This window comes from Pseudomonas sp. Root569 (assembly GCF_001427465.1).
Lineage (GTDB): Bacteria > Pseudomonadota > Gammaproteobacteria > Pseudomonadales > Pseudomonadaceae > Aquipseudomonas > Aquipseudomonas synxantha.
Genome location: NZ_LMGQ01000024.1, coordinates 536,140 through 560,336 on the forward strand (window position 1 = coordinate 536,140; position 24,197 = coordinate 560,336).

Here is a 24,197-nt window from a genome sequence, read left to right on the forward strand (position 1 = left end):
ATTACGCTTTTGTAAGACCGAAATCACATAACGTATTTGGCACCAGCGGAGGTCTTTCATGGCCCGGATTTCACTTTTGAGCCTACCTCTGGCAGCCCCGTCCAAAGGCGCCACGCAGCGTTGGCCGCAACTGAGCGAACACCTGTTGCCCTGGTTGCTGCCGCTCGGGCTGTTTGCCCTGTGGTGGCTGGCCAGCCGCAACCACTGGATGAGCGAGCAGATCCTGCCAACCCCTGCCCTGGTGTGGAGCAGCGCCGTGGAGCTGGCCGGCGGCGAGTTGTGGAGCCATCTGGCAATCAGCCTGCAACGTCTGTTCTGGGGCCTGCTGGCCGGCATCGGCACCGGTGCGCTATTGGGCGCGAGCCTGGGGTTCAGCGCCCGCGCCGAGCGCCTGGTATTCCCTACGTTCAGCGCGTTGTCGCAAGTGCCGACCCTGGCGTGGATCCCGCTGTTCATGGTGTTTTTCGGCATTGGCGAAACTCTGAAACTGGTGGTGCTGATCAAGGCCATCGTGGTGCCCGTGACCCTGCATACCCTGGTGGGCGTGCGCGACGCCCAGCCCAACCTGCGCGAAGCCGTCCGCGTGCTGCGCTTGCCCACCCACTTGCTGATTCGCCGCCTGATCCTGCCCGCCGCGTTGCCGGCGTTCATGGCCGGGGTGCGCCTGGCCCTGGCGGCGGGCTGGACGTCGCTGCTGGCCGTGGAGTTGCTGGCCTCCAGCGAAGGCATCGGCTACCTGATGGTATGGGCACGCCAGTTGTTCATGCTCGATATCGTCTTCGTGTGCATCGTGGTCATCGGCGTGCTGGGCGTGGTGATGGATCGCGGCATCGGCTGGCTGGATCGCAAATGGGTGCACTGGCCCCATCCGGCCACGGCGCAGATCCGGCGCGGGCCGCGCTATGAAGGCTGGCAACGCCTGCAACCTTGGCTGTTGCCGCTGCTGTTGCTGGCGCTGTGGCAGCTGGCGACGCAACAGGGCTGGGTCGACCCGAATATTCTGGTCAGCCCCTGGGCGGTGCTGCAAACCACCGTGGCCGGTGTGCTGGATGGCAGCCTGAGCGCGGCTTTAGGCAAAAGCCTCGGCCGGGCCGTGGGCGGCTTGCTGCTCGGCGGTAGCCTGGGCTTTGCCCTGGGCCTGTGGCTGGGGTTGTCGCGGCGCAGTGAGCGGCTACTCGGCCCGACGCTGGCTGCGCTGCGCCAGATTGCGATTTTCGCCTGGGTGCCGCTGCTCACCGCCTGGTTCGGCCTGGGTGAACTGGCCAAGTGGGTGTTTATCGCCCTCGCCGCGTTCTTCCCGTTGTTTATCGCCACCCAGCGCAGCGTGCTCAACCTGTCGCCGCAACTGCGCGAAGCCGCCCAAGTGCTGCGCCTGAACCTGTGGCAACGCCTGCGTCGCCTGGTACTGCCGGGCGCAGCGGCGGGTATTTTCGCCGGCCTGCGCCTGAGCTTGATCTACGCCTGGATGGGCACCATCGGCGCCGAATACTTCATGCCGTCCAACGGCGGCATCGGCAGCCTGATGATCGGCGCCCAACAACTGCTGCGCATGGACCTGATCATGGGCGGCATGCTTCTGGTCGGCTTCACCGGCGCCCTCCTCAACTTGATCGGCCAACGCATCGAAACCCGCGCCACCCGCTGGAGACACGCATGAACGCACCTATTGTCAGCTTCAACCATGTGGGCAAGAGCTTCGACGTCGACGGCTTCGAACTGGAAGCCATCCGCGAATTCAACCTGGAGATTGCCGAAGGCGAGTTTGTCGCGATTGTCGGCGCCAGCGGTTGCGGCAAGTCCACCCTGCTGCGTTTGCTGGTGGGGCTGGATACGCAGTTTCGCGGCCAGATCCAGGTCGATGGCAAGGCCGTCAGCGGTATCGGCGGCGAACGTGGCATCGTGTTCCAGGAACATCGCCTGTTTCCCTGGCTGACCGTGGCGCAAAACATCGGCCTGGGCCTGGTCAACGAGCCCCTGGACGAGGCCGAGCGTAACCGACGCATCAGCGATTTCATCGAGCTGGTGGGCCTGACTGATTTCACCCGCGCCTACCCCCACCAACTCTCCGGGGGCATGGCCCAACGAGTGGCAATTGCCCGTGGCCTGGTAGCCAGCCCGCGCATCCTGTTGCTGGACGAACCCTTCGGCGCCCTCGACGCACTGACCCGCCAGCAGATGCAGGACGAACTCCTGGCCATTCGCGCCCGCGCCAAGATCACCACGGTGCTGGTCACCCATGACGTGGAAGAAGCGATTTTCCTCGCCGACCGCGTGGTAGTGATGGAGCCCCGGCCCGGGCGCATCAAGCAGGTGGTAGAGATCGCCCTGCCCCATCCGCGCCAGCGCAGCAGTTTCGAATTCCACCAGTTACGCGAAGAACTGCTGCATGAGCTGACCAGCGACGACCACTATCAGCCGCCCGTGCGCGCACAGATCCGCGACCTGCCCCTGGCGTTCATTGCTTGCTGAAAGCGAGTTTGGCGTCCGGCTGTTCCTGGCGCTCAAACCGATTGGCCCGGGCGAAGGTGCCGAAATCATTGAAGCGCACGCCCATCTCAGCCATGACCTTATGCGCCACCCTGGTGGTCATCTGGCGGATGTAAAACGGCTCCTTCACCACAAAGTGATGGATGCCATGGGTGCTGCCGAAGTTGAAGCAGAACGCCTGCAACGGCCACAGCCACCAGGGGTTCAAGACCTGGGTCTGCTGGATCACGTTGCCCGGTTCCACATCGCCGTAGTAGTGCATGTTGGAGCTGACAAAATGCAGGCAGAACGTGCGCAACACATTGGGGCCGATGATAACCACCGCAACGATGTCGATCACCTGCATCATCTGCAAGGCGCCGGCCGACCACATGATCGGCGCGCCCAACAGATTGGCGATGCCGTTGGCGGCATGAAAGCCCAGAAAGACATACCACGCGCCCCAATGCAGCAGCGCCAGCGGGGCGTACACCAGCACCACGCGCTTGAGGATGCTGAGTTTGTGCGCCCAGGTCTTGGCCCGCAGCATGCGGATCAAGGCCGACATCATGTTGTCGCCCACCATCAGCAAGCGCGCAAATCCCCAGGGCTCGCCATTGGTAATGGCGCGTTCTTCCATATCGGCCTCAGTGCCGGAGACCTTATGGTGGTTGAGGTGCAGATGCCGGCGTATCCACGGGTTGATTGTGCTGGGCCGCGCCAGCCACACCAGGCCCATCATCAGGTTGTGGGGCAGGCGCTGCTTGCGAAAGTACATGCTGTGGATCAGGTCGTGCTCCAACTCGTGGGTCAGTGAAGCGAAGAACGCGTTGAGCAGCAGGCACGCCCACCAGGCCAGGTGACCACTGATATAGAGCGCCGCCGAGCCGAGCATGCCGAGCAAGGCAAACGCCAGGATGCCGGCGCCCAGGGCGTCCTGATGCAGCAGCCAGGGGTGGCGCTGGCGCAATCGGGCGCCCTCGGCCAGCACCACCTCACGGATATGCGCTGAACGTTGTTGTGCGTTCATCTGTTGGGGACTTGCAGAAGTACCGTCCATGCTTCCATCCTCTTGTACATTGATGTGTCCATCCTGCCCTAAGCGATCGGGCAGGACGCTAGCCTCGGACGCCAACCTGTTGACCGCAAGCGCCAATCGCCATGACCGAACCCACTTCCCTCGCCAGTTGGACCCGCGCCCTGCGCAAGCAGCTCGACGCCCTGGGCCTGGACAGCGCCGCGCTGTGCGCCGAGGCCGGCCTCGACCCGCAGCAGATGGACGACCCCAACGCACGTTATCCGTTGTCGGCGACCACGCGCCTGTGGCAACTGGCGGTGCAGGCCAGCGGTGATCCGGCGATTGGCTTGCGGGTGTCGCGCTTTGTCAGCCCCACGACATTTCATGCGCTGGGTTATGCCCTGGTGGCCAGCGGCAGCTTGCGCGAGGTGTTCGAACGTATCGTGCGCTATCACCAAGTGGTCAGTGATGCCCTGAGCCTGGAGCTGAGCCGCCACGGTGACGTCTACCACTTTCGCCTGCTCCAACCCCAAGGCAGCCCCGCGCCGGCGCTGGAGGCCATCGACGCCTTCGCGGCAATCTACGTGCGCACTTGCCGCAACCGCCTGGGGCGTGACTATGCGCCGCTGGCCGTTTATCTACGGCGCCCGCAGCCTGTCGACCCCGAGCCATGGCACAAGGTGTTTCGCTCTCCCGTGTCTTTTGCCGCCGACGAAGATCGCCTGGAGTTCGCCGCCCACGACTTCGACAGTCATCTTGACGATGCCAACCCGGAGTTGGCCGAACACAACGAAACCGTGCTCAAGCGCACCCTCGCCCAACTGCAACCGTTGACTTGGGAGCGCAAGGTGCGCGCCGTCATCGAGGCGCAATTGCCCGATGGCGAGCCGAGTGCCGAACGCGTTGCCCAGGCCTTGCACCTGAGTTTACGCAGCTTGCAGCGGCATCTGGCGGATGAAGGCTGTCGGTTTGATGCGCTGCTCAATGAGTGTCGGGAGAACCTGGCGTTGTTGCACCTGAGGGATCCGCAGTGTTCGTTGGCCGAGATCAGCCATTTGCTGGGGTTTGCCGATACCAGCAGTTTCAACCGGGCGTTCAAGCGCTGGACGGGGGTGACGCCGGGGCAGTTTCGGGATGGGTTGCGGTAGGAAGATTTTCAGTGGCTGGGATGGCCTCATCGGGGGCAAGCCCCCTCCCACACTGAACTATGAGCGCGGTCAAATGTGGGAGGGGGCTTGCTCCCGATAGCGGTCGCTAAGGCAATCAGCGCCCACGATCCCGGCGCAATACTTTCCTCACCCGCGCCACCAACACCTTGGCGTCAAACGGCTTGAGCAGGTAGTCATCCTCATGCAGTTCCAACCCCCGCAACCGGTCTTCAATGCCGCCCGGTGTGGTCAGGTACAGCACCGGCGTGTCGCCCTTTTGCCGAATCGCCTGCTGCAATGTCCAGGCGTTCAAGCCCGGTAGCATCACGTCCAGGATCACCAGGTCGTACTCGGTGCCTTCCACAAACCGCTGCGCCGCCATGCCGTTGGCCGCGACTTCCACTGAGAAGCCCGCCTCGCTCAGGCCCTGGGCCATGCGCTGGGCCAGTTGCGGCTGGTCTTCCACTAACAACACCTGCATGTCTTACCTCTGGGTTTGATTACAAACCTGTCATCCAATTGTGCGGCTTTTGTCCGCGTCCACTGGCTACCGTGATGGCCTGCCTTCTGGAGCTCTTCGCATGTATCGCACCGCTTTGTTCCTCAGCCTTGCCGTGGCCACCGCAGCCCAGGCCACGCCACAACTGCCGCGCCACGCCGAGCTGGATCTGCGCACCGCACGCCAACTGGCCGACGCCAGCCTGGCCCATTGCACGGCTGCTCTGACGGTACTCGATCGCGGCGGCAACCTGCTGCTGGGCCTGCGGGCTGACGGTGTCGGCCCGCACAACAGCCTCGCCAGCCAACGCAAGGCGTACACCGCGCTGTCGACTAAAACCCCGACCCGGCTATTCGCCGAGCGAGCCCGCAACAATCCCGAGGCCGCCAACCTTAACAGCTTGCCCGAGTTGCTGTTGCTCGGCGGCGGCATACCGCTGTTCGCTGACGCCGAACTGGTCGGTGCGCTGGGCATCGCCGGGGCCGGTGGCGCTGCGCAGGACGAAGCCTGTGCCGTCCAGGCTGCCGAGCAACTGGGCTTGAAAATCACCCCCTGACTTGACCTCTATCAAAAGGACTTTCCAATGAAAACCCTCAGCATGACCCTCGCCGCCCTCAGCCTGAGCGGCCTGTGCAACCTGGCCCTGGCCGCCGGCAACCCGCTGAGCGTACACGTGCTCAACCTGGAAAACGGCCTGCCTTCGGCCGGTGTCAGCGTCACCCTGGAACAGCAGGTGGGCGACCACTGGCAGGCGCTGTCCAAAGGCGTCACCAACCAGCAGGGACGCATCGCCGAACTGTTTCCCGCCGACCGCAGCATGACGCCGGGCGAATACCGCGTGGTATTCAAGACGGGTGACTACTACAAGAAGGCCAACCGCGAGACGTTCTTCCCCGAGGTGCCGGTGATTTTTCAAGTCAAACAGGCCGACCAGCATTACCACATCCCGCTGTTGCTCAGCCCTTACGGTTTCTCCACGTATCGCGGTTCATAGGCCCGCGGCCAGGCGCAGCCGGTTGAGGTCGAGTATCTCGATGGCGCCGTAACTCAAGCCAATGATGCCCTGTTGCTCCAGCGCCTTGAGCAGACTGTTGATGGTCTGGCGCGACAGGCCGAGCATCGCCGCCAGATCTTCCTGGGGCAGCTGCAACACGCGGCGCGGCGGCTCTATTTCACCGTAGCCCTGGGCAATCATCAGCAACCGATGGGCCAGGCGCACCGACGCGGGCATCAGGCTGATTTGTTCGATATTGATCAATGACAAGCGCAGTTTATGGCTCATCAGCAGGGCCATATCGCGCCAGAACATTGGATGCTGTTCGAGAATGTCGAGCATCGCCGCCTGCGGCACCTGCAATAGTGTGCACGCGCCTGTGGCCAGGGCGTCGTGGGTGCGTGGCAGGTTGTCGAACAGGCAGATTTCGCCGAACCAGTGCGGTGTTTCCACCAGGCTCAACACCGCTTCCTTACCCTGGGCACTGACCGCGCTGATACGCACCGCCCCTTCCAGCACCGCATACAGCCCACACGGCGGGTCGCCGCGCTTGAACAGAAACTGCCCCGCCGTCAATGAGCGCACGCGCGCCGCGCCCAGCAGGCTACGCTGCAAGTCTGGCGGCAAGTGTTTGAACCAATGGCCGCGGGCCAAGTGCGCGTGCCATATCCCTGTGTCCATGGGAGCTCCGAAGATTGTCGCCCAGTTGACAGTTAGGCACCGACTGAAAGGGCATGATCAAACATCCTACAGGAGGAACAACAATGAAAAGCCTCGTCGACCACCTCAGTCAATACGCCGCGTACCACCGCGACCCGCGCAATATTGTCAGCCACTTTATCGGTATCCCATTGATCGTGGTTGCCGTGGCCGTGCTGCTGTCACGCCCCGAATGGACGGTGGGTGGCCTGTGGGTCTCGCCAGCGATGCTCGTGGCGTTATTCTCGGCGTGGTTCTACCTGCGCCTGGAACTGGCCCTGGGCGTGCTGATGACGGTGCTGATGGGCCTGTCGGTGTGGGCCGGGCATGTATTGGCGGCACAGAGCACGATGGTATGGCTGAGCAGTGGCGTGGGTATGTTTGTTGTGGGCTGGGTGATTCAGTTTGTCGGGCATTACTACGAAGGCAAGAAACCCGCGTTTGTGGACGATGTGTCGGGGCTGATTGTGGGGCCGTTGTTTGTGGTGGCGGAGTTGGCGTTTCTGGTGGGGTTGCGGCAGGACCTGCAAAAGCAGATTGAACAACGTTCAGGCCCGGTGGGACGCCGCGATCTCAAGCCAAGTGAAGTCTAAATGTGGGAGGGGGCTTGCTCCCGATGGCGGTGTGTCAGTCACAAATATTCTGGCTGATCCACTGCTATCGGGAGCAAGTCGAATCGTCGCACCGCCCCTCCCACATTTGGCTTTGCGGTGAGTTTAGGCTTTTTGCCAGACCTTGGGTTTGAAGAACAGGGTCTCGCCACGGGTTAAACCTGTGAGGCTGTCATGGTCTTTGACCACTTCGGCCTCGATCAGCTCGCTTTGGCCTTCGACCTTGAGCGTCACCCGCGTCGTGGCGCCCAACGGCCGAATATCCCGCACTTGCGCCGCATGGTGATCCTCCAGCTCATGCCGCGACAGCGACACCTCATGGGGGCGGAACAGCAGGTGCTTATCCTCGCCCAGGTGCAGGCGGTTCGAATCACCCAGGAAGTGATAAACGAAATCGCTGGCCGGGTTTTCGTAGACATCCCCCGGCGAGCCGATCTGCTCGATCACGCCCTTGTTCATCACCACGATGCGGTCGGCGACTTCCATGGCCTCTTCCTGGTCGTGGGTCACAAACACCGAGGTTAGGTTGATGTCTTCGTGCAGCCGCGCCAGCCAGCGGCGTAGCTCTTTACGCACCTTGGCGTCGAGGGCGCCGAAGGGTTCGTCCAGCAGCAGCACTTTGGGCTCCACCGCCAGGGCGCGGGCCAGGGCGATACGTTGGCGCTGGCCACCGGAGAGTTGTTCCGGGTAGCGGTCAGACAACCAATCGAGCTGCACCATGTTCAGCAATTCGTGAACCTTGACCGCAATCTGGCTTTCGCTCGGGCGCTGGTTTTTCGGTTTCATACGCAGGCCGAAGGCGACGTTGTCGAACACGGTCATATGGCGGAACAAGGCGTAGTGCTGGAACACAAAGCCGACGTTGCGATCACGCACATCGTGGCCGGAGACGTCTTCGCCGTGGAACACGATGCTGCCGGCATCCGGGGTTTCCAGGCCGGCGATGATGCGCAGCAAGGTGGTCTTGCCGCAGCCGGACGGGCCCAGCAACGCCACCAGCTCGCCACTCTGGATATCCAGGTTGATGCTGTCCAGGGCCTTGAAGGCGTTGAAGTTCTTGCTGACATTACGGACTTCGATCGACATGACTTATTCCTCACCGGCGCTGTTGCGCAGGCGGTTGATTCGGTTCTCGCTCCACTGCTTGAGCAGCAGGATGAAGAGCGCCAGGATCAGCAACAGGCTGGCCACCGCAAACGCGGCAACGTGGTTGTATTCGTTGTAGAGAATCTCGACATGCAGCGGCAGGGTATTGGTCACCCCACGAATGTGGCCGGACACCACCGACACCGCGCCGAACTCGCCCATGGCCCGCGCGGTACACAGCACCACGCCATAGATCAGACCCCATTTGATGTTCGGCACGGTGACATGCCAGAACATCTGCCAGCCATTGGCACCGAGCAGGCGCGCCGCCTCCTCTTCCTGGGTGCCCTGCTCCTGCATCAGCGGGATCAGCTCACGGGCCACGAACGGCACGGTGACGAAGATGGTCGCCAGCACGATGCCGGGCAAGGCGAACACGATCTGGATGTCGTGCTCTTGCAACCATGGGCCGAAGAAGCCCTGGGCGCCGAACATCAGCACGTAGACCAGACCCGCGATCACCGGCGAAACCGAGAACGGCAGGTCGATCAGCGTCACCAGGATGCTCTTGCCCCGGAACGAGTACTTGCTCACACACCAGGCGGCGCTGACACCGAACACCAGGTTGAGCGGCACCGAAATCGCCACGGCAATCACCGTAAGCTTCAACGCCGACAGCGCGTCGGGCTCGAGGATCGCAGTGAAGAATGCACCCAGACCATTCTTCAAGCCCTGGGTTACCACGATCAGCAACGGCAGCAGCAGAAACAGTACGAACACCAGCCAGCCAAGGCCGATCAGGATGCGTCGCGACACCGCACTGCCACGCCGGGCGGCATTGGCCGAGGACGCGGCGGAAATAGACGATTGGGACATGTTCCGCGCCTCCTTATGGACGTTCGATGCGCCGCTGCAACAAGTTGATCAGCAGCAGCAGAATGAAGGAAACCACCAGCATCAGCACACCAATGGAGGTGGCGCCGCGGTAGTCGTATTGGTCGAGCTTGACCATGATCAGCAGCGGCAGGATCTCGGTCTTCATCGGCATGTTGCCGGCGATGAAGATCACCGAACCGTACTCACCCACCCCCCGGGCAAACGCCAGGGCGAAGCCGGTCAGCCACGCAGGCAACAACGCAGGCACAAGGATGTAGCGGAACACTTGCAGCGGCTTGGCGCCGAGGCAGGCCGCGGCCTCTTCGATCTCCCGGGGGATATCGGCCAGCACCGGCTGCACCGTGCGCACCACGAAGGGCAAGGTGACGAAGGTCAGCGCCAGGGTGATACCCAGGGGGGTGTAGGCGATCTTGAAACCCAGGTCGGCGGCAAACTGGCCGACCAAACCGTTAGGCGTGTACAGCGCGGTCAGCGCGATACCCGCCACAGCCGTGGGCAGGGCGAACGGCAGGTCGATCATCGCATCGATGACCTTGCGACCGGGGAAGGTGTAACGCACCAGCACCCAGGCCAGCAGCGTACCGATCACGCCGTTGATCAGCGCGGCGTACAGCGCGGTGCTGAAGCTCAGCTTCAACGCCGCCAGCACGCGCGGTGCGGAAATGATGTTCCAGAACTGATCCCAGGTGAGTTGAGCGGCGTGTACAAACATCGCCGCCAGGGGGATGAGTACGATCAGGCTGAGGTACACGACGGTGTAGCCCAGCGTCAGCCCGAAGCCGGGTATGACGGGGGAAATACGACGCGACATAAGAGTCCTTGGTTAAAGGGTAAACACTACTGTAGGAGCGAGCTTGCTCGCGAAGAACTCAAAGGCACCGCGCTCATTCAGCCTGTACGCGTTATCGTTGAGGATCTTCGCGAGCAAGCTCGCTCCTACAGGTAATTTGGCTTACTGCGCCGTGTAGATCTGGTCGAACACGCCACCATCATTGAAGAATTTCGGTTGGGCCGTTTTCCAGCCGCCGAAGTCCTTGTCGATCGTCACCAGGTCCAGTTTCGGGAACTGCTGGGCATACTTGGCGGCGACTTTCTCATCCCGTGGTCGGTAGAAGTTCTTCGCCGCAATCTCCTGGCCAGCCGGGCTGTACAGGTGATTGAGGTACGCGGTGGCGATCTCGGTGTTGCCCTTTTTCTCGGCGTTCTTGTCGACTACGGCCACGGGTGGCTCCGCGAGGATCGACAGGGACGGCACGACAATGTCGAACTTGTCGGCGCCGCCGTCTTCTTTCAACGCCAGGAACGCCTCGTTTTCCCAGGCCAGCAATACGTCGCCCTGACCGTTGTTGACGAAGGTAATGGTAGATCCGCGCGCGCCGGTGTCCAGTACCGGGACATGCTTGAACAGCTCTTTCACGTATTCCTGGGCCTTGGCTTCGCTGCCACCAGTCTTGAGGCCGTAGGCCCAGGCGGCAAGGAAGTTCCAGCGTGCACCGCCGGAGGTTTTCGGGTTTGGCGTGATCACCGACACGTCTTTCTTGATCAGGTCGCCCCAGTCCTTGATGCCCTTGGGGTTGCCCTTGCGCACCAGGAACACGATGGTCGAGGTGTACGGGGTGCTGGCGTCCGGCAGGCGGGTCTGCCAGTTTTCCGGCAGGGTCTTGCCCAGCTTGGCGATTTCGTCGATGTCGCCGGCCAGGGCCAGGGTCACCACGTCGGCGCGCAGGCCGTCGATCACCGCCCGACCTTGCTTGCCGGAACCGCCGTGGGATTGCTGGATCTTGACGTTGTCGCCGGGGTGGGACTGCTTCCAGAAGCTGGTGAACTCGGCGTTGTAGTCCTGGTACAGCTCACGGGTCGGATCGTACGAGACGTTGAGCAACTCGTAGTCCTTGGCAACGGCGGAACCGGCAAACACGGCACTGGCCAACGCGGCCAGGGCGTAACGGCGAATCGACGACATAGAAGCTCCTGAAATTCTTGTTGGCGGCACCCTGTAGGAGCAAGCTTGCTCGCGAAAAACCCAGCAGCACCGCGTTAAACCTGATGCGCTGCGTTATCGTTGGCGTTTTTCGCGAGCAAGCTCGCTCCTACTGATGGCTTATTCTTAGGCGGGTTTGTTACCCGGGTTCTGCAGGCGGAATTTTTCCTTGCGTTCGATCTGTACCACTTGAGCGTTGTGCACGGTGATTTCCACTGCGCCAAACCGCAGATCGCGCAGGGCGCTCTGGATCTCACGCAAAATGGTTGCTTCGTCCTGGCCGTCGACGCTACGTAGAGATGCGCTCATGGTCTCGCTCCTGAAATGAATAGTGCCTGGCAGTGGCGGCACTGCTTGCGGCGTGAGGGCGATAGTAGATAAGCGCGGATATTCTTAAAAATACTATTTAAGAATGTTTATATAACCAGAAAGAATTTTCTGACAGGACGTGGGGTTGCGTGTGGTTGCGATCCAAATGTGGGAGGGGGTTTGCCCCCGATGGCGGTGTATCAGGTTAGAAAAACTTGGCTGACCCACCGATATCGGGGGTAAGCCCCCTCCCACATTTTGACTGCATTTCAAGTCTGGATTGAGGGCGCTCGGGTCCAGTCGATAGCGTCGGCTGGCATCGGTCGCCCAAACCAGTAGCCCTGGCCCATATCGCACTGCTGGTCCAGCAGGAAGCGCGCCTGCTCCACCTGTTCGATACCTTCGGCATGCACCTGCATGCCCATGCTTTTGGCCAGGGCGATGACCACGCGCACAATCGCAGCATCGTCTTCATCCCAGGGCAAACCCGCGACAAAACCTTGGTCGATCTTGAGTTTCTGCACCGGCAGGCGTTTGAGCCGCAGCAACGAGGAGTAGCCGGTGCCAAAGTCGTCGATCGCCAGGCGCAGGCCCAGTTCACGCAGGCGGTGCAGTTGCTCCAGGGCGACTTCCGGGTCGTCCATCACCGCGCTTTCGGTGACTTCCAGTTCAAGGAAGGCCGGATCCAGGCCGGTGGCGTGCAGCACCTGGGCAACTTGCTCGTACAGCTCGCGTCGGGCGAACAAGCGGCTGGAGACATTCACCGCAATAAAACTCAGCGGCGCGCCGTCGGCCAGCCACTGGCACATCTGGCGACAGGCCTGGTCCATCACCCACCCATCGATGTCGGCAATCAGCCCGGTGCGTTCGGCGATGGGGATGAATTCGCCCGGCGGTATCAGCCCACGTTCCGGGTGTTCCCAGCGCACCAGCGCTTCCACGCCCACCAGGCGGCTGTCCTGCAGGTCGTGTACCGGCTGGTAATAGACGCGCAGCTCCTGCTGGTCGAGAGCGCGACGCAGCTCGCTGGCGATCTCCACGCGGTTCTGTGCATGGGCGGTGAGTTCTTCGGTGTACAGGGCGTAGCCTTCGCGGCCGGCGTTCTTGGCCTTGAACAAGGCGGAGTCGGCGTTGCGCAGCAACTGCTCGGCGCTCAGGGCGTCGCTGGGAAACAGGCTGATGCCAATGCTGGCGCTGATAAACAGCTGGTTGCCGTCAAAAATGAAGGGATCCTTCATGGCATTGAGCATGCGCTGTGCCAAGGCTGCGGCCTGCAGCACCTGTGGACAACTCTCCGCCAGCACGGCGAACTCGTCGCCGCCCAGGCGCGCCAGGGTCACACCGGGCCCGAACAAGCCGCGCAAGCGTTCGGCGACCAGCTTGAGCAACTGGTCGCCGACGTTATGGCCAAGGCTGTCGTTGATGATCTTGAAGTGGTCCAGGTCCATCAGCAGCAAGGCACAACCACGCTTGTGTACCTGCGCCGAGGCCAGGGCCTGCTCGGCACGGTCGGTGAACAGCAGGCGGTTGGGCAGGTCGGTGAGCGGGTCATGGTGGGCCAGGTGCGCCAGTTCGTGTTCGGAGTCCTTGATGGCACTGATATCCGAGAACACTGCGACGTAGTGGCTGACCTTGCCCTGGTCATCGTGGATGACGCGAATGGTTTGCCATTGTGGGTAAATTTCGCCGCTTTTGCGTCGGTTCCAGATTTCGCCGCTCCATTCGCCCGTGCGTTCCAGGGTCTGGAACATTTGCTGGTAGAAAGTCGACGAATGGCGGCCGGATTTGAACAGGCTTGGTCGCTGGCCCATGACGTCTTCGCGGCGATAACCAGTGATCTCTATGAACGCCCGGTTGACGTGCACTATCAGCCCTTGGGTATCGGTGACCAGCACCCCTTCGCGGGTGCAATCGAACACCGCAGCGGCCTGACGCAGGCGCTCGCGGTTTTCTTTCAGGGGCTGCTGCAACGCATGGGCACGGGCAAAACGCCGGCCGATCCAGTAAATGACTAACGCGCTGAGGCTGACCCACACATAACCGCGCATCTGCAGCCAGCGCCCCAGCTCCCACGGCTCATCGATAAAGTTGATCAATGCGTAGTTGCTGAGCTGGAGCCAAACGATGGAAACCAGCAGGTATACCAGCCCCGCACGTAGGGCACCTCGGTATGAAAACAGCATATGTTTAGTAATCCTTACTAAATAACCAGAATCGCCCTACAAAGGATCAGGATTATAGATGAGGAAACACCTTGTAAGCCTTATCTGAAACAGCCACTGGTTTTATCTGCAAAGGAAGTGATAATGCGGATGCTGTTTTTTTCTTTATCTGAGGGCCATACAGCCTATGTGGTACAACGGTTTTCTTGATCTGTCAGCCTGGCAACTGGTGGCAGTCACTCTGTTGATGACCCACGTGACCATCATTGCGGTCACCGTCTATCTACACCGCTATTCCGCCCATCGCTCCCTGGAGCTCAATGCCGGCCTTAAACACTTCTTCCGCTTCTGGCTGTGGCTGACCACGGCGCAGAACACCCGCGAGTGGACCGCCATCCACCGCAAGCACCACGCCAAATGCGAAACCGTCGATGACCCGCACAGCCCGGTGATCAAGGGCCTGTCCACCGTATTGCGCAAAGGTGCCGAGCTGTATCGCGCCGAGGCGGAAAACCCCGACACCCTGCGCATCTACGGCAAGAACTGCCCGGACGACTGGCTCGAACGCAAGCTCTATACGCCCTACCCGCTGCTGGGCGTGGCGATCATGGGCGTAATCGACGTGCTGCTGTTCGGCACCATCGGCATCACCATCTGGGCGATCCAGATGATGTGGATTCCGTTCTGGGCCGCCGGCGTGATCAACGGCCTGGGCCATGCCGTGGGCTATCGCAACTTCGAATGCCGTGACGCCGCCACCAACCTGGTGCCGTGGGGCATCATCGTCGGCGGCGAAGAGCTGCATAACAACCACCACACCTACCCCAACTCGGCCAAGCTGTCGGTGAAGAAGTGGGAGTTCGACCTGGGTTGGGCGTGGATCAAGGTGTTCAGCTTCCTGCGCCTGGCCAAGGTGCAGCGCGTGGCGCCCATTGCCCACCGCGTCGAAGGCAAGGGTAGCCTGGACATGGACACCGCCATGGCGATCCTCAACAACCGCTTCCAGATCATGGCCCAATACCGCAAATTGGTGATTGGCCCGCTGGTCAAGCAGGAGCTGGAGAAGGTCGATCATTCGGTACGCCACCAGTTCCACCGGGCCAAGCGCCTGTTGTCGCGGGAAACCAGCTTGCTCGATGACCGCCACCACCTGCGCATCCAGAGCATGCTGGAGCACAGCCATGCGCTGACGGTGATCTACGAAAAGCGCCTGGCGCTCCAGCAGATCTGGCTCAAGACCAGCACCAATGGCCACGATATGCTGGCTGCGATCAAGGAGTGGGTGCATGAGGCAGAGGCCAGCGGTATCCAATCCCTGCGCGATTTTGCCCACCAATTGAAGACCTATTCGCTGCGGCCTGCGGCGGTCTGAGGGTGACGTGGGAGGGCTCGCCCTCCCTCACACTGGCTTTTTGGCGCCATTTTACGGGCACCGCCAATCGGTCACGATCATGGAACTTCACCGCAATTCCCCTCTCTCAAAGAACACTTCGCCATCATGGTGACCCCTTGTAGTGACCGCTGTTCCATCCTGCGGCGCGCCCAGAGAGAGTTGTACCGATGGTTCACGAAAAGCCCTGCCTGCCCGATGTGCCTACTGCCGAGCCGCCGCGCCCGGCCGCGGCGGCGACCCTGTTGGCGTTGATGCATGCCCAGGGCGAAGTCGAGCGACTGAGTGAGCGTGAGCAACTGCTCAGTTCGCTGTTGGTCAGCGTGAACGCGGTGCTATGGGCCATCGACTGGGAAACGCGCCGCGTGCTGTATGTGAGCCCGGCCTACGAGCGCATCTTTGGCCGTTCAGCCGGCTTGCTGCTGGCCGATCACCGGGAATGGCGCAACAGTGTTCACCCCGAAGACCTCGACTACGCCGAACACAGCCTGGCCCGTGTGCTGGAACAGGGCGCCGTGGAAGACCGCGAGTACCGCATCATCACCGCCGACGGGCAAATCCGCTGGCTGTGCGACAAGTGCTACATCAACCAGCAGGTGGTGCCTGGCGAGCCGCTGATCGTGGTCGGCATGGCCGAAGACATCACCGAGAAGAAGCTGCTGGAGCTGGAACTGCACCGCCTCGCCACCACCGATGTGCTGACCCAAAGCAGCAACCGCCGGCACTTCTTCGAATGCGCCAACCAGGCGTTCGACAACGCCTGCGTGCAGGGCACGGCGCTGGCGTTCCTGTTGCTGGACATCGATGACTTCAAGGACATCAACGACACCTACGGCCACCTGGAGGGCGATCAGGTGCTGCGGCGCATTGCCGAGAGTGGTCGCGGGGTACTGCGCCGTGGCGACCTGTTCGGGCGCATTGGCGGCGAAGAATTCGCCGCCGTACTGCCCGGTTGCGCACCGGAGATGGCCCTGCAAGTGGCCGAACGGCTGGGCAAGGAGATCCAGGCGTTGCTGTTCAGCTATGAGGGCCGTGAATTCAACGTGACCGTCAGCCAGGGCCTGGCCAGCTTGCGCGAGGATGACTCCACCCTCGACAGCCTGTTCGCCCGGGCGGATGCAGCGATGTATGAGGCCAAGCGACTGGGCAAGAACCGCGTTATCGCAGGCTAGACTCGGTCAAAATGTGGGAGGGGGCAAGCCCCCCTCCCACATTTGGTCTCATTGGCTGTCAGGTTTTGCGTACTCTTGTCAGTTCGGAAAAGCCCACTTTGAGCAGCCGTGCGGTCTTGCTGCTGGCAAGCTCTTGCAGCCCTTCATGCTCGGTCAACCGCGCCATCTGTGTCGCCAGGTTCACCACCAAGGCTTCGCGTGAATACACACCGCCTTCCAGTGAATAGGTGGCCGCGATCAATTGGCGCAACTCCAGCGGCAAACGCCAGCGGGTGCGCAACGCCGAGCCGTAGGCGGCGCCAAAAGTGTCGAGGGATTCGCCGATCGCTTCGTCATCCAGGGCGCCGCCAGCCTGGCGCCAGTCTTCCAGGCAGCGCAACAAGGCCAGGTCGCCCAACCGATGCAGGATGCAGGCGCTATAGCAGCGCTGGTGATCCAGTTCCAGCATGCGCGCCAGGCGTCGGGCGTACTCGGCGCTGTCCTCGGACAACTGCCAGTACCGCTCGGCGTAAGCCAACAGCCCAGGGTCACCCAGCACCACGTTGTGCTTGAGCGCCAGGCCCAGGATGAGGCTCATGCTTTGCCCGGGGATCAGCTTGTTCAGGGCCGCGTGCAGAGTCTGCACCGGCGTGCCGTGATACCCGGCACTGTTGGCGGCGGCGATCAACACGGCGGTGATTTGCGGGTCGATACGCACCTGGTCTTCGAGCTGCTGCAGGTGCAGACCCTCGGGCCCCAGGCTGCGTTGCACCGCGGTTTTAACATCCACACGCAACGGCGCGCCATCGCAGACCTCTCGGCGCCGTTCCAGGAATGCTGGCAAGGTCATGCCTGGCGCCAGCGCCGGAATCTCGCAATACACGCTTTCGCCTTCGTTAAGCAGCAGGTCTTGCAGGCGCTGGGTCAGGCTCTCCATGTTCAGCGGGTGGGTCAGGTACGCAGTCGGCGCCAGGGGCAGGGCTTCGCGTACGCTGGCGCTGTCGTTACGGCTGCTCAGCAGAATAAATGGCAATGCGGGGGAGCGGTGCTGCTGGCGCACGCTGCGCAGCAGGCTCAGGCCATCGACGCCCGCAAGCTCCCAGTCCGCAAGGATCAGGTCATAGGTTTTTTCCCGCAACAGCGTGGCGGCCTGCTGCCCATCGGCGCACACATCCAGCCGCGCATCACAACGCACATTCAACAACACTTGCTTGAGCAGGTCCCGCGACCAAGGGTCCGCTTCGGCAATCAGCACTCGGGGTACAGCGGGTAAATCAACAGCAGTCATCCAGCACGCTCCATCGGCAATGCTTGCACCTTAGACAATGCCGCCGCGTGCGTAAAATGAAGCAGGCACAAAAAAACCGCCGAAGCGGTTCTTTTGCTTTTCGTAGGAGCGAGCTTGCTCGCGAAGGTCGTCAACGAAAACGCGGGCAGCCCTTGAAACGCGGTGCCTGGGCGTTTTTCGCGAGCAAGCTCGCTCCTACAGGGGCGGGGCGTGTCAGAGTTCGGAGAAACACTCTTCGATAATCGCCAGGCCCTTGTCCAACTGCTCGTCCGGCGAGGTCAACGGCACCAGGACGCGCAACACGTTGCCGTAGGTGCCACAAGACAGCAGGATCAGGCCCTTGTCACGCGCCTTGGCCACCACGGCAGCAACGGCCGCCGCATTAGGCTTGTGGCTGTCGCCATCTTCAAACAGCTCGACCGCGATCATCGCGCCCAGGGCACGCACATCACCGATCACCGGGTACTTGGCCTGGATAGCCTTGAGGCCCGTCACCAGGCGCTCGCCGACCGCCTTGCAGCGGTCCAGCAGGTGCTCTTCTTCGAACACTTGCATCACGGCCAGGGCCGCGGCGCAGGCGATCGGGCTGCCGGCGTAGGTGCCGCCCAGGCCGCCCGGGGCGATGGCGTCCATGTATTCGGCCTTGCCACACACACCGGCCAGCGGGAAGCCGCCAGCGATGGATTTGGCGAAGGTAGTCAGGTCGGCGGCCACGCCCATCTGTTCCATGGCGAAGAAAGTACCGGTACGGCCGGCACCGGTTTGCACTTCGTCGGCGATCAGCAGTATGCCGTGCTGGTCGCACAGTTCGCGCAGGCGCTTCATGAAGGCTTTCGGCGCGACGTAAAAACCGCCCTCGCCCTGCACCGGCTCGATGATGATGGCGGCGATATCACGCGGCTCGGCATCGTTCTTGAAGATGCGTTCGATGCTTGCGATGGAGTCGTCGACGCTCACGCCGTGCAACTCGTTCGGGTACAGCGCACGGAACACGCCGCCTGGCATCAGGCCCATGCCAGCCGAGTACGGCACGACTTTACCGGTCAGGCCCAGGGTCATCATGGTGCGACCGTGGTAGGCACCGGTGAAGGCAATCACGCCGGCACGGCCAGTAGCGGCGCGGGCGATCTTCACGGCGTTCTCGACGGCTTCGGAACCGGTGGTGACCAGCAGGGTTTTCTTGGCGAAATCGCCTGGCACCTTGGCAGCGACTTTCTCGCACACTTCGACGTAGGGCTCATAGGCCAATACCTGGAAGCAGGTGTGGGTCAGCTTGTTCAGTTGCTCGGTCACGGCGGCGATGATTTTCGGGTGCACGTGACCGGTGTTCAGCACGGCGATACCGCCGGCGAAGTCGATGAACTCGCGACCTTCTACGTCGGTCACCGTGGCGTTCTTCGCGGATTCGGCGAAGATCGGGTGAATCTGGCCAACACCGCGGGGTACAGCGGCTTCGCGGCGTTTCATCAGGGAAGCGTTGGTCTTGCTCATAAAGTCCTCATTCGCCACTCATCGGGTGGCGTGGTCCAAGGCATACGTGGCGGGGAGGCAACTACGGCAGCATGCGATGATCGACTGCCACAGCTTTCCCGGCCACTACGAATAACGATGTGAAACACGCAAAGGGGCAGCGCTCTCGTGCCCTCTGCGTTTGCTGCAAGCTCTTGCTGGTCAGATGCCCAGGCAGAGGTATTTGATTTCCAGGTAATCCTCGATCCCGTACTTGGAGCCTTCACGGCCCAGGCCCGAGGCCTTGATGCCGCCGAACGGCGCCACTTCGTTGGAGATCAACCCGGTGTTGACGCCGACCATGCCGTATTCCAGGGCTTCAGCCACACGGAACACCCGGCCCAGGTCGCGGGCGTAGAAGTACGAGGCCAGGCCGAACTCGGTGTCGTTGGCAATGGCGATCACATCGGCTTCGTCTTTGAAGCGGAACAGCGGCGCCAGCGGGCCGAAGGTTTCTTCCTTGGCCACGGCGGCGTCTTTGGAGACGTTGGTGAGGATGGTCGGCTCAAAGAAGTTGCCTTCCATCGCCTTGCCACCGGCCAGCAGCGTGGCGCCTTTGCTCAGGGCATCAGCGATATGTTCCTGAACCTTGGCCACGGCTTTTTCGTCGATCAGCGGGCCCGTGGTGGTGCCTTCTTCCAGACCGTTGCCGATCTTCAATTTAGCCACCGCCACCTTAAGCTTTTCAGCGAAGGCGTCGTATACCGAATCCTGGATGTACAGGCGATTGGCGCACACACAGGTCTGGCCGTTGTTGCGGTACTTGGAGATGATCGCGCCTTCGACGGCCTTATCCAGGTCGGCGTCGTCGAACACGATGAACGGCGCGTTACCGCCCAGCTCCAGGGAGACTTTCTTGATGTCCTTGGCACATTCGGCCATCAGCTGGCGACCGATTTCGGTCGAGCCGGTGAAGGACAATTTACGCACGATCGGGTTGCTGGTCAGCTCGCCGCCAATGTCGCCGGCGCTGCCGGTGACCACGCTGAGCACGCCTTTCGGGATACCGGCGCGGTGCGCCAGCTCAACCAGGGCCAGGGCCGAGAACGGCGTTTGCGAGGCTGGCTTGATCACCATGGTGCAGCCGGCAGCCAGGGCAGGGCCGGCTTTACGGGTGATCATGGCGGCCGGGAAGTTCCACGGAGTGATCGCCGCGGTCACGCCGATGGGCTGCTTGATCACGATCAGGCGCTTGTCGGGCTGGTGGCCGGGGATCACGTCGCCGTAGATGCGTTTGGCCTCTTCGGCAAACCACTCGATAAAGGACGCGGCGTAGACGATTTCGCCCTTGGCTTCGGCCAGCGGTTTGCCTTGCTCGAGGGTCATCAGGCGGCCGAGGTCGTCCTGGTTTTCGATCAGCAGTTCGAACCAACGGCGCAGCTTGTTGGCGCGCTCCTTGGCGGTGAGGGCACGCCAGGCCGGCAGGGCCTTATCGGCGGCTTCGATGGCGCGGCGGGTTTCCGCGGCGCCCATCTTCGGCACGCTGCCGAGAATTTCACCCGTGGCCGGGTTGTTGACCTTGATGGTCTGACCGTTGTCCGCATCGACCCAAGCGCCATCGATAAAGGCTTGCTGGCGGAACAACTGGGTATCTTTGAGCTGCATGTCGGCTTTCCTTAACAGCACCGCGCGCACGCGGAGCGAATTAGAGTTGTTGAAAGGCGCCTTGTGGGCTGCCGTCAGGGAAATCAGCCCCAGCGCGCGGAAGAAAAATACAGCGCACGGGAGACAGAGCGTTTGAAATCTCAAACGAATCCTAGGATCAATGGGGGTATAGGGCAATAGGATGTTCGAAAAAAAGAACGAATATGGCACATATGACTAAATCTTATGATCAGCATAGTTGCGCTTGGTTTCACCGCACTGATCGCTGACACCCGGCCCAGGGCCTGCACGCGGCGAATTCCTACGCCTAAACGCCCAAAGACCAGCATGGACGCATCAGGTCGACATGGGTATGATGTCGCCCGCACAAGCATCCGTAGCTCAGCTGGATAGAGTACTGCCCTCCGAAGGCAGGGGTCGTGGGTTCGAATCCCGCCGGGTGCACCATATAGCAGTCTCGGGCTGTCTCAGACAGTCTACGAAACACCCCAAGAAGCCCGCCCTGTGCGGGCTTTCTTGTTTCTGGCTATCCGTCCCTGTCTACCCCTATAACTTCCCGCCGTGTATGCCCACGTGTATGCTTTGAGATTCCTATAACTGGAGGCATACAGGAAGTGAAGCGCACTGAAATCAAACGCCGCCCATTAGCAGACACCACGCTTGCAGGCCTAGAGCCTGAGCACACAACGTATCGGGAGCAGGACGGGAATGGCCTGTACTTCCGGGTGAAACCTAACGGGCAGAAATCATGGGAGCTGCGCTACAAAAAGCCAGACGGAAAATGGTCTTGGCTGGGTCTCGGCGGCTACCCGGAAATCAGTGGCTCATTGGCGAGACAGAAAGCAGCTCAACTGCGGGAAGACGCATCGACCGGCAAAAATCCATTGGCGAGCAAGCAAGCTCGGAAGGCTGCAGACCAGGTTGCTGCCAATAACACCTTTGAAGCGTTAGGCCGCGAGTGGTTTGAGGCCAGACGCACAAGCTGGGAATCAGGTACGTCTCGACGAGTACTTGGCGCACTTGAGCTTCACGTGTTCCCCGTCTTCGGCAAACGCGTATACACAGAAATATTGCCCCTGGAATGGATGGAGTTTCTACGCGGCATGGAGCAGAAGGGGATCATTGAACAAATGGGCCGAGTTCGTGCCTTTTGCAAAGAGATATATGACCTGGCCCGCGTAACAGGACGAGCCGTCCACAACCCCCTTGAAGGTCTCAGCAAATTCCTGCAATCACGTAGCGCTGAGAACTATGCACACGTTTCGATTGAAGAACTGCCTGCGCTACTTCGAGCGATCAACTCCTACCCTCACGCAAAGGATGTTCGTATAGGGCTTCGCTTGCTTTCCTTATTAGCATCGCGCCCAAGCGAAATCCGAGAAGCACGCTGGTCAGAAATCGATCTCTCCAAAAAGCTATGGACGATCCCAGCCGAACGAATGAAACGTCGTCGCGAACATGTGGTGCCTCTCTCTCGGCAGGCAATCGAAGCGCTCACTGAGTTACGAACACTTACAGGTGCGTACCCTCTCCTATTTCCAGGCAGGAAAGACAGGACAATTCCCCGTAGCAACACCGTCTTTCTAATGGCGCTCCGCAGACTGGGATATGCCGGTCGGCAAACAGGCCACGGCTTTCGTCACATCGCGAGCACCATACTCAATGAACAGGGTTTCGATGAGAATCACATTGAGGCCCAGCTCTCTCACGCAAAGGAAGGAATAGCAGGGGTGTACAACAAAGCGGTCTACCTGCCTCAGCGCAGAGTGATGATGCAGTGGTACGCAGATCATCTGGATGAGCTAGTAGATGGCAACATTATTCAGGGACAGTTTGGCAAGGCGGGTTGAATACACCAACTACACCCCCATCAAAAATCGGTGTTACTGGTGTTACGCACGTTACACATACGATTAACTAATTGATTTTATTAAATATTTATTGCGTAACACGTATTAAAAGAGATCCGTACACCATGTGTTACGCGTCAAAAGCGTGTTACGCCTAAGGCGCCCAAAACCTCTGGCGGCCATCTCTTATTGGTCGCCCCACGCTGAGGAGGGGCCGCTGTTATCGGACTACCAGAAGGGGCTCAGGGGACTACCGTTCGTCGGGATTTCACTGGATTTCATTTCTCGCTTTCCGATTTTTAACTGTATAGAAAACCAGTAGGGCAAGGTAGGACAGCCCCGAAAAAAACTGAAACTTTGCTGCGATCTTGCTAACTTAAATTGCCTTATCCATAAAATCTGCGTCTAAAACTATAAAAATAAAACTTTTAAAAAATAGAAAATCGTTTACATAGCTGGGGCCTGTACGAACTACGACAGGAAACGCGCTATGCAGCCTCACGACACTTCAGACCACTCCACTACCTCTCTCACCCCTGCTTGTTTGCTCACTACCGACCAAGTCGCTAATGCACTAGGCCTGTCCAGCCGAACGCTTGCCGCCTGGCGAAGTTCTCGCATCAACTCACTTCCCTATGTCAAAACCGGGTCTCGGGTTCGTTATCGCTCCCAAGACGTGGTCGCGTGGCTTGAAACCCAACTGCGCTCACCTGCAAAAACCGCTGGAGACAGGACCTGATGAGCGCCCCAAAGCAATCTGCAAAAGTTGTGGGGCTCGCCCCCTCCACTCCACGAGAAAGTCACCAAAAAGCCCCTAGCGGATCCGCATGCTTGCCGATCAGCGCGCCTCATACGGAAATTGGACAGTTCGATCCGGCCGCCACGCTGATACGCATCAATCAAGTCATAGCCCTAACAGGTATCGGCCGCGCAACGGTTTACAAACTTATGAGCCAGCCAGAGAGCGGCTTTCCGCAAGCGGTGAAGCTCACCGACAGCAATGCGCGTGGGGCTCCGGTCGCTTGGGTATTAGCCGAAATTTTGAATTGGACACGGGCGCGTATCGCGGCCCGCGACAGGGTGGCGGCATGAAAAATCGAGCCGCTAACAACGCCATTTTGCAGCCCTTTTCTGTACTCAGAACAGTCGGATTCTCATCACGCGGTATGCAGCGTTTTGAACGTTACCGCACAGAGCAAAAACGCCTGAACCGGGACGTGATGGTGATGCGATGGAGAGATGGCATCTGGTGCGCATTGTCAGTTCCCTGCCAAGCCCCGCAAGCAATCATCGTCGACGAAGGCCAACAAATCGACGCCTACGAAGATGCACGCGCCTGCCTCGAAGGCGACCTCTTGCCCTTTGTCTCCCTGCGCTGGGACATCCATGCCTGAAACGAAAACGCCCCCGGCGGCAACCGGAGGCGTTGAGGTAAATCTACATGCCTGATCAATTTATGCCGCCTCGAAAAAATCCGCAAGTGATCTGCACAGTTGCACTTTCAAAAAACGGGCGTTACTCTCTCGCTGTCGCT

Annotated in this window: 24 protein-coding genes and 1 tRNA gene; 13 read left to right on the top strand and 12 right to left on the bottom strand. The window is 60.7% G+C overall.

All coding sequences use genetic code 11. The annotated features are described in order from the left end of the window. The first annotated feature begins 58 nt into the window (after positions 1-58). A complete protein-coding gene (locus ASD70_RS19885) occupies positions 59-1,657 on the top strand; it encodes an ABC transporter permease (RefSeq protein WP_056847240.1) in 1,599 nt (532 codons plus the stop codon). Continuing rightward, positions 1,654-2,469, top strand: a complete 816-nt coding sequence (locus tag ASD70_RS19890; RefSeq protein ID WP_046070378.1) for an ABC transporter ATP-binding protein — start codon at positions 1,654-1,656, stop codon at positions 2,467-2,469. Before ASD70_RS19885 ends, ASD70_RS19890 begins: the two co-directional genes overlap by 4 nt. On the opposite strand, the gene ASD70_RS19895 is transcribed toward ASD70_RS19890, so the two are convergent. Beyond that, positions 2,456-3,526: a fatty acid desaturase gene (locus ASD70_RS19895; RefSeq protein ID WP_056847241.1), complete on the bottom strand. Its 1,071-nt coding sequence runs from the start codon at positions 3,524-3,526 to the stop codon at positions 2,456-2,458. The two genes, ASD70_RS19890 and ASD70_RS19895, sit on opposite strands and share 14 nt — an antisense overlap. A 101-nt stretch (positions 3,527-3,627) precedes the next feature. Between ASD70_RS19895 and ASD70_RS19900 the strand changes: the two genes are divergently transcribed. Beyond that, positions 3,628-4,632, top strand: a complete 1,005-nt coding sequence (locus ASD70_RS19900; protein WP_046070376.1) for an AraC family transcriptional regulator — start codon at positions 3,628-3,630, stop codon at positions 4,630-4,632. A gap of 115 nt (positions 4,633-4,747) precedes the next feature. Here ASD70_RS19900 and ASD70_RS19905 read toward each other — a convergent pair whose 3' ends face one another. Continuing rightward, positions 4,748-5,113 (bottom strand): response regulator transcription factor, encoded by a 366-nt coding sequence (locus ASD70_RS19905; protein WP_043050828.1) that lies wholly within the window; start codon positions 5,111-5,113, stop codon positions 4,748-4,750. 100 nt (positions 5,114-5,213) lie between these two features. Between ASD70_RS19905 and ASD70_RS19910 the strand changes: the two genes are divergently transcribed. Beyond that, the gene (locus ASD70_RS19910) at positions 5,214-5,687 is read left to right on the top strand and encodes a GlcG/HbpS family heme-binding protein (protein ID WP_046070375.1); all 474 of its coding nucleotides are present in this window, start codon (positions 5,214-5,216) and stop codon (positions 5,685-5,687) included. 27 nt (positions 5,688-5,714) lie between these two features. Continuing rightward, positions 5,715-6,125: a hydroxyisourate hydrolase gene (gene uraH / locus ASD70_RS19915; protein ID WP_056847242.1), complete on the top strand. Its 411-nt coding sequence runs from the start codon at positions 5,715-5,717 to the stop codon at positions 6,123-6,125. Here the strand turns inward: uraH and ASD70_RS19920 are convergent. Further along, on the bottom strand, positions 6,120-6,806 hold the full coding sequence (locus tag ASD70_RS19920; protein WP_046070374.1) for a Crp/Fnr family transcriptional regulator: 687 nt from the start codon (positions 6,804-6,806) through the stop codon (positions 6,120-6,122). The two genes, uraH and ASD70_RS19920, sit on opposite strands and share 6 nt — an antisense overlap. An 83-nt stretch (positions 6,807-6,889) precedes the next feature. On the opposite strand from ASD70_RS19920, the gene ASD70_RS19925 reads away from it, so the two are divergent. Further along, positions 6,890-7,417 (top strand): Mpo1 family 2-hydroxy fatty acid dioxygenase, encoded by a 528-nt coding sequence (locus tag ASD70_RS19925; RefSeq protein ID WP_046070373.1) that lies wholly within the window; start codon positions 6,890-6,892, stop codon positions 7,415-7,417. A 123-nt stretch (positions 7,418-7,540) separates the two neighbouring features. Here the strand turns inward: ASD70_RS19925 and ASD70_RS19930 are convergent, their stop codons facing one another. From ASD70_RS19930 to dibA, 6 genes are all read right to left on the bottom strand, one after another. Further along, a complete protein-coding gene (locus ASD70_RS19930) occupies positions 7,541-8,521 on the bottom strand; it encodes a sulfate/molybdate ABC transporter ATP-binding protein (protein WP_046070372.1) in 981 nt (326 codons plus the stop codon). Positions 8,522-8,524: 3 nt separating this feature from the next. Further along, positions 8,525-9,397: a sulfate ABC transporter permease subunit CysW gene (cysW, locus tag ASD70_RS19935; RefSeq protein ID WP_056847243.1), complete on the bottom strand. Its 873-nt coding sequence runs from the start codon at positions 9,395-9,397 to the stop codon at positions 8,525-8,527. A 13-nt stretch (positions 9,398-9,410) separates the two neighbouring features. Then, entirely contained in the window at positions 9,411-10,229 is an 819-nt protein-coding gene (gene cysT / locus ASD70_RS19940) for a sulfate ABC transporter permease subunit CysT (protein ID WP_046070371.1), read from the bottom strand. A 141-nt stretch (positions 10,230-10,370) separates the two neighbouring features. After that, complete coding sequence (locus ASD70_RS19945; RefSeq protein ID WP_034117176.1) at positions 10,371-11,381, bottom strand: sulfate ABC transporter substrate-binding protein; 1,011 nt, start codon at positions 11,379-11,381, stop codon at positions 10,371-10,373. Between the two features lie 144 nt (positions 11,382-11,525). Next, complete coding sequence (gene oscA, locus ASD70_RS19950) at positions 11,526-11,708, bottom strand: sulfur starvation response protein OscA (RefSeq protein WP_056847244.1); 183 nt, start codon at positions 11,706-11,708, stop codon at positions 11,526-11,528. Positions 11,709-11,977: 269 nt separating this feature from the next. Beyond that, entirely contained in the window at positions 11,978-13,891 is a 1,914-nt protein-coding gene (gene dibA / locus ASD70_RS19955; protein ID WP_046070370.1) for a phosphodiesterase DibA, read from the bottom strand. A gap of 166 nt (positions 13,892-14,057) precedes the next feature. Here dibA and desA point away from each other — a divergent pair, with 166 nt between their 5' ends. Then, on the top strand, positions 14,058-15,242 hold the full coding sequence (gene desA, locus ASD70_RS19960; protein WP_046070369.1) for a delta-9 fatty acid desaturase DesA: 1,185 nt from the start codon (positions 14,058-14,060) through the stop codon (positions 15,240-15,242). A gap of 188 nt (positions 15,243-15,430) precedes the next feature. Continuing rightward, complete coding sequence (locus ASD70_RS19965; protein ID WP_043050816.1) at positions 15,431-16,432, top strand: GGDEF domain-containing protein; 1,002 nt, start codon at positions 15,431-15,433, stop codon at positions 16,430-16,432. A 58-nt stretch (positions 16,433-16,490) separates the two neighbouring features. Here the strand turns inward: ASD70_RS19965 and ASD70_RS19970 are convergent, their stop codons facing one another. From ASD70_RS19970 to gabD, 3 genes are all read right to left on the bottom strand, one after another. Next, on the bottom strand, positions 16,491-17,699 hold the full coding sequence (locus ASD70_RS19970; RefSeq protein ID WP_056847245.1) for an HDOD domain-containing protein: 1,209 nt from the start codon (positions 17,697-17,699) through the stop codon (positions 16,491-16,493). Positions 17,700-17,912: 213 nt separating this feature from the next. Then, positions 17,913-19,190, bottom strand: coding sequence for a 4-aminobutyrate--2-oxoglutarate transaminase (gene gabT, locus ASD70_RS19975; RefSeq protein WP_056847246.1), 1,278 nt, complete (start codon positions 19,188-19,190; stop codon positions 17,913-17,915). A 180-nt stretch (positions 19,191-19,370) separates the two neighbouring features. Beyond that, positions 19,371-20,813, bottom strand: a complete 1,443-nt coding sequence (gene gabD, locus ASD70_RS19980; RefSeq protein WP_056847247.1) for an NADP-dependent succinate-semialdehyde dehydrogenase — start codon at positions 20,811-20,813, stop codon at positions 19,371-19,373. A 370-nt stretch (positions 20,814-21,183) separates the two neighbouring features. Here gabD and ASD70_RS19985 point away from each other — a divergent pair. The 5 genes from ASD70_RS19985 (at position 21,184) to ASD70_RS20000 (ending at position 24,057) form a co-directional block, all read left to right on the top strand. Further along, positions 21,184-21,260: transfer RNA gene (locus tag ASD70_RS19985), tRNA-Arg, on the top strand. Positions 21,261-21,427: 167 nt separating this feature from the next. Continuing rightward, positions 21,428-22,663, top strand: coding sequence for a tyrosine-type recombinase/integrase (locus ASD70_RS19990; RefSeq protein WP_056847248.1), 1,236 nt, complete (start codon positions 21,428-21,430; stop codon positions 22,661-22,663). A 490-nt stretch (positions 22,664-23,153) separates the two neighbouring features. Then, a complete protein-coding gene (locus tag ASD70_RS28530; protein WP_081088334.1) occupies positions 23,154-23,402 on the top strand; it encodes a helix-turn-helix domain-containing protein in 249 nt (82 codons plus the stop codon). Positions 23,403-23,494: 92 nt separating this feature from the next. Further along, the gene (locus ASD70_RS19995; RefSeq protein ID WP_056847294.1) at positions 23,495-23,755 is read left to right on the top strand and encodes a helix-turn-helix transcriptional regulator; all 261 of its coding nucleotides are present in this window, start codon (positions 23,495-23,497) and stop codon (positions 23,753-23,755) included. Next, positions 23,752-24,057 carry a hypothetical protein gene (locus ASD70_RS20000; protein WP_056847249.1) on the top strand — a complete coding sequence of 102 codons (306 nt, stop codon included), beginning with the start codon at positions 23,752-23,754 and terminating at the stop codon, positions 24,055-24,057. Before ASD70_RS19995 ends, ASD70_RS20000 begins: the two co-directional genes overlap by 4 nt. Positions 24,058-24,197 lie beyond the last annotated feature (140 nt).

Excerpts from the sequence above, each read along its gene's own strand:
- cysW (WP_056847243.1), bottom strand. The coding sequence starts at position 9,397 with ATGTCCCAATCGTCTATTTCCGCCGCGTCCTCGGCCAATGCCGCCCGG.
- dibA (WP_046070370.1), bottom strand. The coding sequence starts at position 13,891 with ATGCTGTTTTCATACCGAGGTGCCCTACGTGCGGGGCTGGTATACCTG.
- ASD70_RS19905 (WP_043050828.1), bottom strand. The coding sequence starts at position 5,113 with ATGCAGGTGTTGTTAGTGGAAGACCAGCCGCAACTGGCCCAGCGCATG.
- ASD70_RS19910 (WP_046070375.1), top strand. The coding sequence starts at position 5,214 with ATGTATCGCACCGCTTTGTTCCTCAGCCTTGCCGTGGCCACCGCAGCC.
- ASD70_RS19970 (WP_056847245.1), bottom strand. The coding sequence starts at position 17,699 with ATGACTGCTGTTGATTTACCCGCTGTACCCCGAGTGCTGATTGCCGAA.
- ASD70_RS19945 (WP_034117176.1), bottom strand. The coding sequence starts at position 11,381 with ATGTCGTCGATTCGCCGTTACGCCCTGGCCGCGTTGGCCAGTGCCGTG.
- ASD70_RS19900 (WP_046070376.1), top strand. The coding sequence starts at position 3,628 with ATGACCGAACCCACTTCCCTCGCCAGTTGGACCCGCGCCCTGCGCAAG.
- ASD70_RS19930 (WP_046070372.1), bottom strand. The coding sequence starts at position 8,521 with ATGTCGATCGAAGTCCGTAATGTCAGCAAGAACTTCAACGCCTTCAAG.
- ASD70_RS19965 (WP_043050816.1), top strand. The coding sequence starts at position 15,431 with ATGGTTCACGAAAAGCCCTGCCTGCCCGATGTGCCTACTGCCGAGCCG.
- ASD70_RS28530 (WP_081088334.1), top strand. The coding sequence starts at position 23,154 with ATGCAGCCTCACGACACTTCAGACCACTCCACTACCTCTCTCACCCCT.
- desA (WP_046070369.1), top strand. The coding sequence starts at position 14,058 with ATGTGGTACAACGGTTTTCTTGATCTGTCAGCCTGGCAACTGGTGGCA.
- ASD70_RS20000 (WP_056847249.1), top strand. The coding sequence starts at position 23,752 with ATGAAAAATCGAGCCGCTAACAACGCCATTTTGCAGCCCTTTTCTGTA.
- ASD70_RS19890 (WP_046070378.1), top strand. The coding sequence starts at position 1,654 with ATGAACGCACCTATTGTCAGCTTCAACCATGTGGGCAAGAGCTTCGAC.
- ASD70_RS19920 (WP_046070374.1), bottom strand. The coding sequence starts at position 6,806 with ATGGACACAGGGATATGGCACGCGCACTTGGCCCGCGGCCATTGGTTC.
- gabT (WP_056847246.1), bottom strand. The coding sequence starts at position 19,190 with ATGAGCAAGACCAACGCTTCCCTGATGAAACGCCGCGAAGCCGCTGTA.
- gabD (WP_056847247.1), bottom strand. The coding sequence starts at position 20,813 with ATGCAGCTCAAAGATACCCAGTTGTTCCGCCAGCAAGCCTTTATCGAT.
- ASD70_RS19895 (WP_056847241.1), bottom strand. The coding sequence starts at position 3,526 with ATGGACGGTACTTCTGCAAGTCCCCAACAGATGAACGCACAACAACGT.
- uraH (WP_056847242.1), top strand. The coding sequence starts at position 5,715 with ATGAAAACCCTCAGCATGACCCTCGCCGCCCTCAGCCTGAGCGGCCTG.
- cysT (WP_046070371.1), bottom strand. The coding sequence starts at position 10,229 with ATGTCGCGTCGTATTTCCCCCGTCATACCCGGCTTCGGGCTGACGCTG.
- oscA (WP_056847244.1), bottom strand. The coding sequence starts at position 11,708 with ATGAGCGCATCTCTACGTAGCGTCGACGGCCAGGACGAAGCAACCATT.
- ASD70_RS19925 (WP_046070373.1), top strand. The coding sequence starts at position 6,890 with ATGAAAAGCCTCGTCGACCACCTCAGTCAATACGCCGCGTACCACCGC.
- ASD70_RS19885 (WP_056847240.1), top strand. The coding sequence starts at position 59 with ATGGCCCGGATTTCACTTTTGAGCCTACCTCTGGCAGCCCCGTCCAAA.